We start from the raw sequence: 13,969 nt of genomic DNA, 5'->3' as shown, positions 1-13,969 counted from the left end.
CCATGAGCCCAGTCGAGTCCCTGCAAGCCTGCCTGCGGCAGGAAGACACCTTGATCACCGAGTTTTCTTCCATCCTCGAAGAAGAGACCAAAGTGCTGGTCGGGCCGGGCAACGTCGACGCGCTGCATGACATCACCGAACGCAAGAGCCAGGTCGCCCAGCAGCTGGTCGACCTGAGCCAGACGCGCGACGGCCTGCTGGCCGAGATCGGCCTGCCCGCCGGGCACGCCGGCACCGAACAGGCCGCCGTACTGCATCCGCAGCTGTCCGGCGTCTGGCAGGCCCTGCTGGCCAAGTCCGCCTCCGCCAACGAGATCAACCTGCGCAATGGCGCCCTGATCGACGTGCACCTGCGCTACACCCAGCAATCGCTGGACGCGCTGCGCAACCTGGGTGGCATGGGCGGCCCGTCCACCTACGACGCGCAGGGCCGCGGCGCCCGCGCCACGCCGGGCCGCAAGTCGATCGTCGCCGGCTAAGCCTCTCCCTGCTTCAAAAGCAAACAGCCCGCATCCGCGGGCTGTTTGCTTTCGAGGCCCCGCAGGGCATGCCGGAACCGTTCAGACGCCTCCGGCCATTTCCAGCATCGCGAACATCTTCAACAGGGCCACCGGCAATAGCCGGCCCGTGAGCTTGCGCTCCGGACTGACCACGCCCGACAAGGTGGCGCGCACGCCGTCCGCCGTCGGCGCGTGCGCCAGCTGCCAGCAGGCCGCGCCGAGCTGGCCCGCCATGAGCGACTGCCGCGCCAGGGTGTGGGCGCCGTCGACCGCGGGCAACGCCTGCCAGGCGTTGGCCATGTAGCGAAAGCCCGCGCGCGCCTCTTCCTGCAGCACCAGCCAGCGGGCCACCGTGGCGGCATCCGCCTGGCTGGCCGCAAGGTTGGTCAGGCCGAACAGCTGGCCCGCGACCTCGCCGCTGGCGGTATCGATCAGCCGCGCGCACACCAGGCGCAGGCGTGTTTCTTCGCCCCGGCCGGGCAGGCCGATCTCAGTGCCCGAGGCCCACAGCGCCAGCGGCGCCGGGCGGGCGCCCGGCACGGCCCGCAGGCCCGGCATGTCGCCCGGCTGCCCCACCGGCAGGTAGCCGACGCTCTTGCCGACCGCATTCAGGTTGGTCGGGCATTCATCCTGGATCACGCGCATGCCACCCGGACTGCGCGCCACCCATGAGGCCCCCTGCCCGCTCAGGCTCTGCCACAGGGCCGAGGTGCCCGCTTCCAGCATATGCACCAGCGGCAGGCGGGCCAGTTGCTCGCCCAGCCAGCGCACCCGCGCCTCCAGCGCCAAGGCCGTATCCGGCTGCGCGGCCGCCGCCGGCGCGAACGAGGACAGCATGCCGTGCGGCAGCACCAGTTGCTGCGCCGGCGCCGCCAAGGCCGCGCCCCGGTCGCTCATCAGCATCGCGCTGAGCAGCGTGCCACCGGGCAAGCCCTCGCCTTTCATGCTGGTCTTGCCGTGCATCGCCAGCAGATGCCGGCCGCAGGCCGTGGGGAACTCGCGCCGCGCCATCGCCAGCGGCGTTTCACCCAACGCCGACAGGCTGGAGCCGGCGCCGTCGCTGACGTATTCGCGCCAGGAAGCGCGCGCCTGCACGCAGGCCGGATCGCTATCGAGCCAGCCCAGGGTGTCGTCCAGATTCTGGGCGGCTTCGATCGAGCCCGCGCCGGCTTGCGGACGCAGGATGGCGGACGCCAGCAGTTGCCGCCGCCGCGCCGGATCGACGGCCTCGGTCTCCCGGGGCGTCGACCACAGCGACGCCATGTCGGCCTCGCTGGGCGCATACAGCGCGCGGGCGCGCTCGACCATGGCGAAGGCCCGGTCGATCAGTGCATCGGCGCGCGCCAATTCAAGGTGCTCGGGCACCTTCTGGCCGATCGACGAATAATGGATCGGCAGCCGGTGGCGGATCGCCGTGTCCAGCGCGGCGCCCAGGCGCGAGGCCTCGTCGAGCTTGGTGATGATGCAGCCGGCCACGTCCTCGCCCACGCCATTGCGGTAGGCATGCGCGACTTCGTCCAGCGTATCGCCCTGGCTGGCGGCATTGAGCACCAGCAGCCGGCGCACCGGCTTGCCGGCGTTGCACAGCATCGAGGCCTGCTCCGCCACCTGGCGATCGCGCTGGCTGATACCCGTGGTGTCGATCAGCACGATCTTGCGGTTGCCCAGTTCGCCGAGGATGCGGCGCAGTTCGCCCGCGTCGCGCACCGAATGCGCCGGCACGCCCATCAGGCGGCCATAGATCTGCAATTGCTCGAGGGCGCCGATCCGGAAATTGTCGGTGGTCAGCATCGCCACCTGTTCGCGGCCCTCGCGCGCCACGCAGCGCGCCGCCAGCTTGGCCAGCGTGGTGGTCTTGCCCACGCCGGTGGGGCCGACCAGCGCATACACGCCACCGCCCAGGAATTCATCTTCCGAACCCAGCACGGGCAGGTGCGTGACGAGTTCATTGCGGGCCCAGGCCAGCGCCGCCTCGGGCGTCGCGCCCGCCGGCATGCGCTCGACCAGCGTGCGCACCAGCTTGGTGCTGAAGCCGGCATCCAGTAGGCTGCGGAACAAGGCGGCGCCCGCCGGCTCGCGGCCAGGCCCCTGCCGGCCGCCCCAGAGCAGGCCGTCCATGCGGCTTTCCAGCGCGCCGCGCAACGCGCTGATGGCGTCCTGCAATCCGGCCGCCGCATCGTTGGGCAGGGCCGCGGGCGGCATCGCCGGGCCATTGCGCAACGGCGCGTCCGGCATGCGCGCCATGGGCGATGGCCCAACCGACGGCGCCGGGCGCGCCGGCGGCAAGGCCGGCATCTCCATCCGCACCGGCCCGGCGGGGGCCGGAGCCGCCACGACCTGCGCCGCCGGCGGCACGGCTGCGGGCGGCGCCTGGCGGGCGACGGGCTCCTGCAGGACTTCCTGCTCCGGCACGCCTGGCGTGGCGTAGGCCGACTGATAGGCGGCAATCGAGCGCGACGGCACGGCGTAACCGGGCTGCGGCGCGGCGGGCGGCGCGATCGACGCGTTATGGGGAGGAGGCGCCATGGCGGCATGCGCGCCCAGGCCATAGGACGCGGGCATGGCCGGCGGCGGTTGCAGGCGCGGCGCGGCCGGGGCCGGCGGGACCTGCGGGGCGGGCGTGCCGGCCGCGCGCGCGTAGCCGTCGGCGTAGCCGCGCGGCGCGGGTTCCTGCGCGTGCTGCTGCGCATCATCGAAAGCGCCTTCGACGGTGGCCAGCACTTCGATGCCGCCATCGACACTACGGTTCGACACGATCAGCGCGTCGGGTCCGAGCACCTGGCGCACCTGGCGCATCACGTCCCGGCTGTTGGCTCCAAAGAAGCGGCTTATTTTCATTGCCCATTACCTCCGCCGATGAGCGCGGTCACGCGGACCATGCGTTCATCGGGAATTTCCGTATTCGACAGCACGCCCAGCTGCGGCAGATGGTGGCGCAGGAAGCGCGACAACGGCGCGCGCAGCACCGGCGACACCAGCAGCACCGGCGCGTTGCCCTGCGACTCCTGGCGTTCGACCGCCGCCTGGGTTTCGCGCAGCAGCGTATCCGCCAGGCCTGGTTCGAGGCCGCCGCTGGTCGTCAGCGCCTGCGACAGCACGCGTTCGAGCTTGACGTCCAGGCCGATCACGCGCAACTCGCCCTCGCCCGGGAACCACTGCTGGGTGATGGCGCGGCCAAGCGAGCGGCGCGTCAGCGCGATCAGCTCGTTGATGTCGGGTTGGCCGCCCGAACCCGCCGCCAGCGCCGCCAGGCGCGGCCCATGCTCGGACAGCGTATCGATGATGGTGCGCATGTCGCGGATCGGCACTTCCTCGGCCAACAGACCCTGCAGCACCTTCTGCAGCGCCGTGAGCGACAGCGTCTTGGGCACCAGGTCCTCGACCAGCTTGGGCGCGTCGCGGCCGATGCGGTCCAGCAACTGCTGCACTTCCTGGCGGCCCAGCAGGTTGGAACCGTGGCGGTGCATCAGGTGGTTCAGGTGGGTGGCGACCACGGTACCGGCATCCACCACCGTGTAGCCCACCACCTGGGCCTGGTCGCGCAGGCTGCCGTCGATCCACAGCGCCGGCAGGCCGAAGGCCGGATCGGTGGTGGGCGTGCCCTTGATCTGCATGGTCACGCCGCCCGGGTCGATCGCCAGCCACTGGCCCGGCATGGCCACGCCGTGGCCGATCTCGACGCCGGACAGCAGGATGCGGTAGTCGTTGGGCTTGAGTTCCAGGTTGTCGCGGATGTGCACCACCGGCGGCAGGAAGCCGACGTCCTGGGCAAATTTCTTGCGCAGGCTGCGGATGCGGTGCAGCAGTTCGCCGTTCTGGGCGTGGTCGACCAGCGGGATCAGGCGGTAGCCGACTTCCAGTCCAAGCTGGTCCACCATCGAAACGTCATCCCAGCTGGCTTCGGCCGCTGCCGCCTGCGCCTGCGTCACGGCCTGCTGCGGCACCTCGCTGGCCGCCACCTCGGCGGCCTTGCGCCGCTTGTGCATGGCCCAGCCGCCCCAGGCCAGCGCGCCGGCCAGGGTCAGGAAGGCGATGTGCGGCATGTTGGGGATCAGGCCCATGATGCCGATGATGCCGGCGGTCAGGAACATCACGCTGGGGTTGGAGAACAGCTGGCTGATGATCTGCTGGCCGATGTCCTGGTCGGTCGACACGCGCGACACCACCACGCCGGCGGCGGTCGAGATCACCAGCGCCGGGATCTGCGCCACCAGGCCGTCGCCGATGGTCAGCAGCGTGTAGACGCGGGCCGAGTCGCTCATCGACATGTCGTGCTGGGCCACGCCCACGATCAGGCCGCCGATGATGTTGATGGCCATAATCAGCAGGCCGGCGATGGCGTCGCCGCGCACGAACTTGCTGGCGCCGTCCATCGAACCGAAGAAGTCGGATTCCTGCGACACCTCGGCGCGGCGCTTGCGCGCCTCGTCCTCGCCGATCAGGCCGGCATTCAGGTCGGCGTCGATGGCCATCTGCTTGCCGGGCATCGCGTCCAGCGTGAAGCGCGCGCCGACTTCGGCGATCCGCCCGGCGCCCTTGGTGATGACGATGAAGTTGATGATGGTCAGGATGATGAAGACGATGATGCCGACGGCGAAGTTGCCGCCCACCAGGAAGTGGCCGAAGGCCTCGATCACCTTGCCGGCCGCGTCCGGGCCGGTATGGCCGTGCAGCAGCACCACCCGGGTCGAGGCAACGTTCAGCGACAGGCGCAGCAGCGTGGCGAACAGCAGCACGGCCGGAAAGGCGGCGAAGTCCAGCGGCTTGCGGGTGAACATGGCCACCAGCAGGATCATCACCGACAGCGCGATGTTGAAGGTGAACAGCAGGTCCAGCAGGAAGGTGGGCAGCGGCAGCACCATCATGCCCAGCACCATCACGATCAGGATGGGGCCGGCCAGAAGCCGCGCGTGCGTGGCTCCGTTGCTTTTCAACATGGTGAGCAGAGCGCTCATTCCTTAAGCTCCTTGTGCTGCGGTTTTGGCCTGCGGGTCCAGCGCGGCCGGCACGGCCAGGGACGTCGGCGCCGTCGGTTCGGCCCCCCATCCCGAGCGCCACGAGCGCAACTGGAATACCCACGCCAGCACTTCCGCGACCGCGGTGTATAGCTCGGCCGGGATTTCCTGCCCCAGCTCGACGTGTTGATGCAGGGCGCGCGCCAGCGGCGGCGCCTCCAATGTGGGAATGCGATGTTCGGCGGCCAGTTCGCGGATCTTGGCGGCGATCAGCCCGGTGCCCTTGGCCAGCACCCGCGGCGCGCCGTTCTTGTCTTCCTCGTACTTCAGCGCCACGGCGTAGTGGGTCGGGTTGGTCACCACCACGTCGGCCTTGGGCACTTCGGACATCATGCGGCGGCGCGCGGCCTGGCGCTGCTGCTGGCGGATGCGGGCCTTGGTATGCGGGTCGCCTTCGCTTTCCTTGTGTTCCTGGCGCACGTCTTCCTTGGACATGCGCAGCTTCTTGAGGTGGCTCCAGATCTGCCATGGCACGTCCAGCAGCACGATCACCAGCAACGAGGCGACGATGAAGGCGCAGCACATCGCCACCAGGCTCAGCGCCTTGGTCAGCGCGGCCGATGGCGCCACGTGCATCAGGCCCAGCATGTCGTCGTGGTAGCGCCACAGGATCCACACCGCCACGCCACCCACCAGCATCGCCTTGGCCAGCGCCTTGATGAGCTCGACCACGGTCTGGGCCGAGAACATCCGCTTGAGTCCGGCGAACAGGCTCAGCTTGGAGAAATTCGGCGACAGCGGCTTGCCCGAGATGACGATCCCGCCCAGCAGCACGCTGGACAGCACCGCGATCACCGCCAGCAGGCCGAAGATCGGCAGGATCACCATCAGCGCATGGCCGAAGCCGTTGACGGCCTGTTCGACCATCACGCCCGGGTCGGCCACCACGCGCTGGTCGAACGCCAGCCCGTTGCGCAGCACCCCGCTCAGTCCCTTATAAATCGTGCCGCCGCCGGCCCAGATCGCCCCGACACCGACGGCCAGCATCATGAACGTGCCCAATTCCCGGGAACGCGCAATCTGCCCCTCCTCGCGCGCCTTTTCCAGGCGCCTGGGAGAGGCGGCTTCGGTTTTCTCGAGGTCGCTTTCTTCGGCCATGCTCTGCGGTATCGTTGCGGCTCGCGGATTTTCGGATTACGAGCTGCCCGCCGAGATTCTAGGAGGCCTGGCCCTTTGGCGATAAGCCAAGAAACGGGGGGAAAGCGGCGCTATTCCCGGATGCGCCAGGCCTGGCCCCGGCCCGGGCGCCGGCGGACTCGTCCGCCCCACCCCGCCCGTCCCGCAACGGCGCCGCTCAGCCGGCCGCCGCCACCGCGCCGCGGGGCGCCGCGCCGGCCTCCAGCGCGGCCTGGAAACGCACGTAATCCAGCCCGATGCGCACCGCGCCCCAATGTTCCCCGTCCAGATACAAAGGCATGGAAATATCGTTGACGATCTCCCCCGTGTCACGGGAGTAGGTCTGAAACAGCAGGGTTTCCGTGTTCGCGGCCAGGCGCGCCCCGACCGGATCGTCGAAGATCCGCTTGTGCCGCACCCGCGCGATATCCTGCGCCGGATCGCCGCTGGGAGGGTGCGAATAGCGGCTGTTGTGGGCCGGCGCATAGCCCCGCGCATCCACCAGCAGCGCGTAGCTGCCGCCAGGCACCGCCTCCAGCACGCTGTCCAGCAACTGTGTCAGCGCCTCGTCGATGCCGCGGTCATAGGCCGTGTGGTAGCGCGGCGGCTCGCTGCCCGCGATCCGCTGGTAGTGGCGATCGAACACATCCAGGCCGCGCGCCCGAGCCTGTTCCAGCAGCCGGGTCGCGGCCGCCCGGAAGGCGTCCAGCGCCTCGGACAGGCGGTCGAACGCGGTATTGCCGGTCCGCATGTCCGACAGCACCTCCTGCACGCTTTCGGTCTGGCGCCGGATCCGATCGATCTCACCGGACATGCTCGCCACCCGCTCGCGCACGTCGGCGCTCAGCGCCGCGATACGGCTCACGTCCTGGCTCATTCCGTGGTTGGTGGCATCGACCTCGCCGATGGCCTGCACCACCTCGCCCACCTGGCGATTCATGCTGTCGAAATCCCGCACGAAATGCTGGAAATCCTGGCGCGTCTTGTCCAGCACCGCGCCCGAGGCGTCCACATCCTCGCGCAGCGTGCCGGTCTGGCGCTGGGTCGAATCGACCAGTTCCAGCATTTCACCGGTATGGCGGCCGATATCGCTGGTGGCCGCATTGACCCGTTCGGCCAGGCGGCCGACCTCGCTGGCCACCACGGCGAAGCCGCGGCCGGCGTCGCCGGCGCGGGCCGCCTCGACCCCCGCGTTCAGGGCCAGCAACTGCGTCTGCAACGCGATGTCCTTGATCAGCTTGCTGATATCTCCCACCGACCGGGCCCGATCGGTCAGCTGGCCCACCACATCGGTGAAGGCGGCCATCTCCCGGGTCATACGGTCGACCCGCTCCTTGACCTCGGACAGCTCCGCCAGCGCCTGCTCGGCGGCGCGCAGGTTCTGGCCGGACACATCGGCGATCTCGCGGGCGTGGGTGGACGTGGATGCTGACAGCGCCGCGATCTGCGCGCCGCTGGCCGCCAACGCCTCGGCCGCCCGCGCCTGTTCCTGCGCCAGCTGCGCGCAGCGGCCGGCCTGGAATTGGGTCCGGGCGGTATTCAAGGCGATCTCGATGCTGGATTGCCGCACCGTGGCGATCCGGCCGCGGATGCCGGCCAGGAAGCGATACAACGGCCATGCGGCCGGACTGAACGACAGCGGGCGTTCCGAGAGCGTGGCGCGGCCGTGGTTGAGCCGGCGCAACAAACCCCAGATGCCTCCGAATCGGAATGTGGATCTGGCCAAGATGGCACCTCCTTGTGCGGCCCGGATCGTCTTCTATGGACATCCGTTGCCTGGGCGCGCGCGCCCGTCTCCTACTGCAGGGCCCCGATTCTTATTGTTTTGCAGTCTACCCAAGGGCGCCGCTTCGCACCCTTAGGGAATACGTCCATGCCCGGCCTCGCGGCGGTGGCTGGCGGGCCCTGGCGGCCCGCCCTCGCCCGCCGGATCAGAAGCCCAGGCTGGCCAGCAGGTCGTCGACCTGGTCCTGGCTGGTAACCACGTCGGTCTTGCCCTGCGGGCTGACCTGCGGGCCGTTGAGCAGGCTGTTGGCCTCGTCGCGGCGTTCCTGCGGCACGTTGTCCAGCAGCACCTGCAACAGCTCGCGCTCGATCGCGCCGACCACGTCCATCATGCGCATGATGACCTGGCCGGTCAGGTCCTGGAAGTCCTGGGCCATGATGATTTCCATCAGCTTGGACTGGGTCTGCTGCGTCTGCTTGGGCACGTCCTGCAGGAACGCGCGCGTGTCCTTGACCAGTTCACGGGCCTCGGGCAGTTCCAGCGGCTGGTCGTACCATTGCTGCCAGCGGCCATCGAGCGCCTGCGCCGAGCGCGACATGCCGTCCTGGATCGGGCCCGCGGCCTCGGTCGCGTTCAAGACCCGGTTGGCGGCCTGCTCGGTCATCTGCGCCACGTAGCGCAGGCGGTCGCGGGCATCGGGAATCGCGTTGGCGGCGTCCTTGATCGCCTGGTCCAGGCCCAGTTCGCGCATGCTGTCGCGCAGCATGCGCGTCAGCGAGGCGATACGGTGAATCAGGTCGGGCGATTCGGTCGAGTCATCATTCTGCGTCGTGCTCATTGCACACCTCAGCCGCCAATTTTCTCGAAGATCTTGACCAGCTTCTCTTCCAGCGTCGCCGCGGTGAAAGGCTTGACCACGTAACCGTTGGCGCCGGCCTGGGCCGCCGCGACGATGTTCTCCTTCTTGGCCTCGGCCGTCACCATCAGCACCGGCAGCGAGGCCAGGCTGGCGTCGGCGCGGATCTGCTTGAGCATTTCCAGGCCGTCCAGGTTGGGCATGTTCCAGTCGGACACCACGAACTGGAAGCCGCCGTTGCGCAGCTTCTCCAGGCCGATCGCGCCGTCCTCGGCCTCGTCCACGTTCTCGAAACCGAGTTCCTTGAGCAGGTTGCGGATGATCCGCCGCATGGTGGGGAAGTCATCCACCACCAGAATCTTTATGCCCTTGTCTACCATCTTTTACTCCAGAAGAAATTTGCTTGAGATCGATCGGGACCGCATCCGCGTCACACGCGGTGCCCCCGGTCGCCCAGGCGAGTCAGAATGCGCTCACTCATCGCCGACAGCGGCACTACTTCGTCAGCCGCACCGATTGCGATGGCCTCCCGGGGCATGCCGAAGACCACGCAACTGGCTTCATCCTGCGCGATGGTATGGGCGCCGGCGCGGTGCATGGCCAGCATGCCGGCCGCCCCGTCCTTGCCCATCCCGGTCAGGATGACACCGATGGCGTTCTTGCCCGCCGCCACGGCGGCGGAATTGAACAACACGTCCACCGACGGGCGGTGGCGATTGACCGGTTCGCTGGCCTCCAGCTCGATCACGTAGTTGGCGCCGCTGCGCCCCAGGCGCATGTGCGTGTCGCCGCCCGGCGCCAGGTAAACGTGGCCCGGCAGCACGCGTTCGCCATGCACTGCCTCGCGGACGGTGACGGCACAGAGCGCGTCCAGCCGCTGCGCGAACGAACGGGTGAAGCCCGCCGGCATGTGCTGCGTGATGAGAATCGCCGGGCTGTCCGGCGGCAGCGGTTGCAACACCTCGCGGATGGCCTCGGTGCCGCCCGTGGAAGCGCCCACGATCACCAGCTTTTCCGAGCTGGACAGCGGGCGGCGCAACATCGGCGCGGGCGCCGCGGCCGGCGCGTGCGGGCTGGGCGCGCGCAGCTTGGCGCGCGAGGCCGCGCGGATCTTGTCGGCGATGATCTCGGTGTATTCGAGCAGGCCGTCGCGGATGCCCAGCTTGGGCTTGGTCACGAAGTCGATGGCGCCCAGTTCCAGCGCGCGCAGCGTGATTTCGCCGCCGCGCTCGGTCAGCGACGACACCATCACCACCGGCATCGGCCGCAGGCGCATCAGCTTTTCGAGGAAATCCAGCCCGTCCATGCGGGGCATTTCCACGTCCAGCGTCAGCACGTCGGGATTGTGCTTCTTGATCAACTCGCGCGCCACCAGGGGGTCGGGCGCGGTCGCAACCACTTCCATATCGGGCTGGCTGTTGATGATCTCGGTCATCAGTCCGCGCACGAGCGCGGAATCATCCACACATAAGACTCTGATTTTCTGCATTTTTTACCGCCTAAGTCTGGCCGCAAGCTCGCCGCAGGGGCGCGCCTAGGCCTTACCTGCGCATTCGTAGACTGTCTGCCCGCGCAGACGGAAATCCCGACTGATATAGGTGAAGTTCTCGGAATGGCCCGCAAACAGCAGCCCGCCCGGCTTGAGCAACGGTACGAACCGCTCAAGGATCTTCGCCTGGGTCGGCTTGTCGAAATAAATCATGACGTTGCGGCAGAAGATCACGTCGAACTTCTCGCTGATCGGCCAGGACGGCGCCAGCAGGTTCAACGTTTCATACCGCACCATGTCGGCAATCTCGGGGCGCACCCTGACCTGCCCGGCATTGGCGCCGCGGCCCTTCAGGAAGAAGCGCTTGAGCCGGCTTTCCTCCATCTTGGCCACGCGTTCGGCCGGATAGACGGCGGTGCGCGCCCGGTTCAGCACATTGGTGTCGATGTCGGTCGCCAGCACCGAGCAGGCGCTGGCCCGCGGTCCCAGCGCTTCGGCCAGCGTGATGGCGATGGAGTACGGCTCTTCGCCCGTCGAAGCGGCGCAGCACCACACCGACACCGGACCGCCGCGCTTCTGCGCGAAATCGGCCAGGATCGGAAAGTGATGCGACTCGCGGAAAAACGCTGTCAGGTTGGTCGTCAGGGCGTTGACGAAATCTTCCCATTCAGCCGCGTCGGGCTCGTTTTCGAGCTGGTCCAGGTAGCTGCCGAAGTCCTGCCGCCCCAGCGCGCGCAGGCGCCGCGCCAGGCGGCTGTAGACCATTTCCCGCTTGTGCGCGCCCAGCGAAATGCCGGCGCGCGCGTGGATCATCTTGCGGACGCGGGTGAAGTCCGCATCCCGGAAATCGAATTGGCGGTCCACCGGAATGGACGGCGCCATGTTTGCCGCTGTTGCCACCGCCGCCCTCAGTGTCCAAGGGCAAGCGCGTCAGGCGCTTGCAGCCGCGAGTCATCGGCGGCGGAGGATCGGCCCGAGGCCAGGCGCTGGGCCGGCACCTCGATGACTTCACCGGCGTTGATCTTGAACACCGCCACCGCCTCGGCCAGGCGCTGCGCCTGTTCCTGCAGCGAACCGGCCGCGGCCGCCGCCTCTTCCACCAGCGCCGCGTTCTGCTGCGTCACTTCGTCCATCTGCGACACCGCGCGGTTCACCTGGTCGATGCCGCTCGATTGCTCCTCGGACGCCGCCGAGATCTCGCCCATGATGTCCGTCACGCGCTTGACCGACGCCACGATCTCCTGCATCGTCGCGCCCGCGCGCTCGACCTGCTGCGAACCGGCGCCCACCTTGCTCACCGAGTCCTCGATCAGACCCTTGATCTCCTTGGCCGCCTGCGCGCTGCGCTGCGCCAGCGAGCGCACTTCGCCCGCCACCACCGCGAAACCCTTGCCCTGCTCGCCGGCGCGGGCCGCTTCCACCGCCGCGTTCAGCGCCAGGATGTTGGTCTGGAACGCGATGCCGTCGATCACCGACACGATTTCCGAGATCTTGCGCGAGCTGGCCGAGATGCCCTGCATCGTGTTGACCACCTCGGCCACCGCCGAACCGCCGCGCTCGGCAACATCCGACGCGCTGGCCGCCAGCTGGTTCGCCTGGCGCGCGTTGTCGGCGTTCTGCTTGACCGTCGAGGCCAGCTCTTCCATCGAAGCCGCGGTTTCCTCCAGCGAAGCCGCTTGCTGCTCGGTGCGGCTGGACAGGTCGGTGTTGCCGGCCGCGATCTCGTGCGAACCGGTATTGATTTCGTCAACGCCTCGGCGCACCGAAGAAACCGTGCGGGTCAGGCTTTCCTGCATGCGCTTGAGGGCCGCGAACAACTGGCCGATCTCGTTGGTGTTGCGAACCTCGACACGGGCGGTCAGGTCGCCGCCGGCAATGCGGTCGAAATGATGGCCGGCGTCCTTGAGCGGCTGCAACACGCGGCGGCGCAGGAACACGTAGGTGGCGAAAACCAGCAACGCGGCGATCACGCCGCCCGCCCCGACCGCCATCAACACGAACTGGTAGCGCACCTGGGCCACTTCGAAAGCGTCCAGCATCTTGCTGGCGCGCCAGAAATCGAAACCTTCGACGGCGCGGGCGAAACGCCCTTCGAGCGCGTCCTGCACCTTCTGCACCTGCGTCTGGTAGGCCGGCATGTCGGCCTTTTCCAGCGCCGCCGTCAGCGGCAACAGGCCTTGCTGGACCAGCGCGCCGTAGGACTCCTCGACTTCCTTGAGCGAGTCGGCCGCCTCGGCCGGCTTGGGCAAGGTCTTGAAATAATCGAACTCGGCCTGGCCCTTGTTCTGCGACGCCTTGGCCCGCTCGAGCAGCCCGGCGGCCTCGCTCGACAGGCCCTGGGCCAGCAGCGTCGGCTGGCCGACGCTGCGCACGATATCGGCGTAGTTGGCCGACGCCGCGCGCCCCAGCCCGTTCAGGCTGTCCTTGTAGCTGGACACGACGCGGCCGAGCGCGTCGTTCAGTTCTTGCGATTGCTTGATTTCCGCCAGTGTCGTGTTGCTGATACGCAACGACAGCACGCCCAGCGCCGCTCCAATCACCAACATGAATGAGAAAAACGCCAGCACCCACAACAGGCTGCTGCGTATCGTCATGTTCGCGAAAAACTTGCGCATCACAAGCACCACTCCAGACAGAAATCGTTAACAAAAGCGCCATATCGAATCCAATATGGCGCGCCCATCTTCCTGGGGTGCGCAGCCGCCATGGCCTCTCGCCTGGCCGGCCGCGCGCCCGGACCCCGCAGCTCCGATCAGGAGGCGACCTTCTCCACCAGGGCCATTTCATCGCTGGTCATCATCTTTTCGATGTCGACCAGGATCAGCATGCGTTCGTCGACCGTGCCCAGGCCGGTCAGGTATTCGGTGGACAGGGTGGCGCCGAACTCCGGCGCCGGACGGATCTGGCCGGCGTTGAGCATCAGCACGTCAGACACGCCGTCGACCACGATGCCGACCACGCGGCGATCGAGGTTGAGGATGATGACGACGGTCTGCTCGTTGTATTCGACGCTGCCCAGGTTGAACTTGATGCGCAGGTCCACGATCGGCACGATGATGCCGCGCAGGTTGGTCACGCCCTTGATGAACGGCGGAACATTGGCGATACGGGTCACCGTGTCGGCGTCGTAGCCGCGGATTTCCTGCACCTTCAGGATGTCGATGCCGTACTCTTCATCGCCCAGCGTGAACACCAGGAACTCGTTGCCGACATCTTCATTGCGCGCGGCTTGCGCTTGCGGTTTGGCTGCCATGGGGCTATTTCTCC

General features: G+C 68.1%; 11 protein-coding genes. 1 reads left to right on the top strand and 10 read right to left on the bottom strand.

What is annotated here, in order from left to right:
- The first annotated feature begins 2 nt into the window (after positions 1-2).
- Entirely contained in the window at positions 3-479 is a 477-nt protein-coding gene (locus ACVN9Z_RS19040) for a flagella synthesis protein FlgN (protein ID WP_026385116.1), read from the top strand.
- Positions 480-560: 81 nt separating this feature from the next.
- Here the strand turns inward: ACVN9Z_RS19040 and flhF are convergent, their stop codons facing one another.
- The 10 genes from flhF to cheW form a co-directional block, all read right to left on the bottom strand.
- A complete protein-coding gene (gene flhF, locus ACVN9Z_RS19035; RefSeq protein ID WP_458212524.1) occupies positions 561-3,338 on the bottom strand; it encodes a flagellar biosynthesis protein FlhF in 2,778 nt (925 codons plus the stop codon).
- Complete coding sequence (gene flhA / locus ACVN9Z_RS19030; protein WP_006387521.1) at positions 3,335-5,455, bottom strand: flagellar biosynthesis protein FlhA; 2,121 nt, start codon at positions 5,453-5,455, stop codon at positions 3,335-3,337. The genes flhF and flhA overlap by 4 nt, the downstream gene beginning before the upstream one ends.
- 3 nt (positions 5,456-5,458) lie before the next feature.
- Positions 5,459-6,613, bottom strand: a complete 1,155-nt coding sequence (gene flhB, locus ACVN9Z_RS19025) for a flagellar biosynthesis protein FlhB (protein ID WP_006387520.1) — start codon at positions 6,611-6,613, stop codon at positions 5,459-5,461.
- Positions 6,614-6,809: 196 nt separating this feature from the next.
- Positions 6,810-8,357, bottom strand: coding sequence for a methyl-accepting chemotaxis protein (locus ACVN9Z_RS19020; RefSeq protein ID WP_223308555.1), 1,548 nt, complete (start codon positions 8,355-8,357; stop codon positions 6,810-6,812).
- 205 nt (positions 8,358-8,562) lie between these two features.
- Entirely contained in the window at positions 8,563-9,195 is a 633-nt protein-coding gene (gene cheZ / locus ACVN9Z_RS19015; RefSeq protein ID WP_006387518.1) for a protein phosphatase CheZ, read from the bottom strand.
- A gap of 8 nt (positions 9,196-9,203) precedes the next feature.
- Complete coding sequence (gene cheY / locus ACVN9Z_RS19010) at positions 9,204-9,593, bottom strand: chemotaxis response regulator CheY (protein WP_006387517.1); 390 nt, start codon at positions 9,591-9,593, stop codon at positions 9,204-9,206.
- Positions 9,594-9,643: 50 nt separating this feature from the next.
- The gene (locus tag ACVN9Z_RS19005) at positions 9,644-10,702 is read right to left on the bottom strand and encodes a protein-glutamate methylesterase/protein-glutamine glutaminase (RefSeq protein WP_006387516.1); all 1,059 of its coding nucleotides are present in this window, start codon (positions 10,700-10,702) and stop codon (positions 9,644-9,646) included.
- A gap of 45 nt (positions 10,703-10,747) precedes the next feature.
- A complete protein-coding gene (locus ACVN9Z_RS19000; RefSeq protein WP_020927331.1) occupies positions 10,748-11,584 on the bottom strand; it encodes a CheR family methyltransferase in 837 nt (278 codons plus the stop codon).
- 26 nt (positions 11,585-11,610) lie between these two features.
- Positions 11,611-13,317 (bottom strand): methyl-accepting chemotaxis protein, encoded by a 1,707-nt coding sequence (locus tag ACVN9Z_RS18995; protein WP_458212523.1) that lies wholly within the window; start codon positions 13,315-13,317, stop codon positions 11,611-11,613.
- Positions 13,318-13,454: 137 nt separating this feature from the next.
- Positions 13,455-13,955, bottom strand: coding sequence for a chemotaxis protein CheW (cheW, locus tag ACVN9Z_RS18990; protein WP_006387513.1), 501 nt, complete (start codon positions 13,953-13,955; stop codon positions 13,455-13,457).
- Positions 13,956-13,969: the final 14 nt, after the last annotated feature.

It is taken from the genome of Achromobacter sp. KK8 (genome assembly GCF_054188005.1).
Note: the sequence above shows the minus strand (reverse complement) of the source record. Positions and strands in the feature narration are given on the sequence as shown.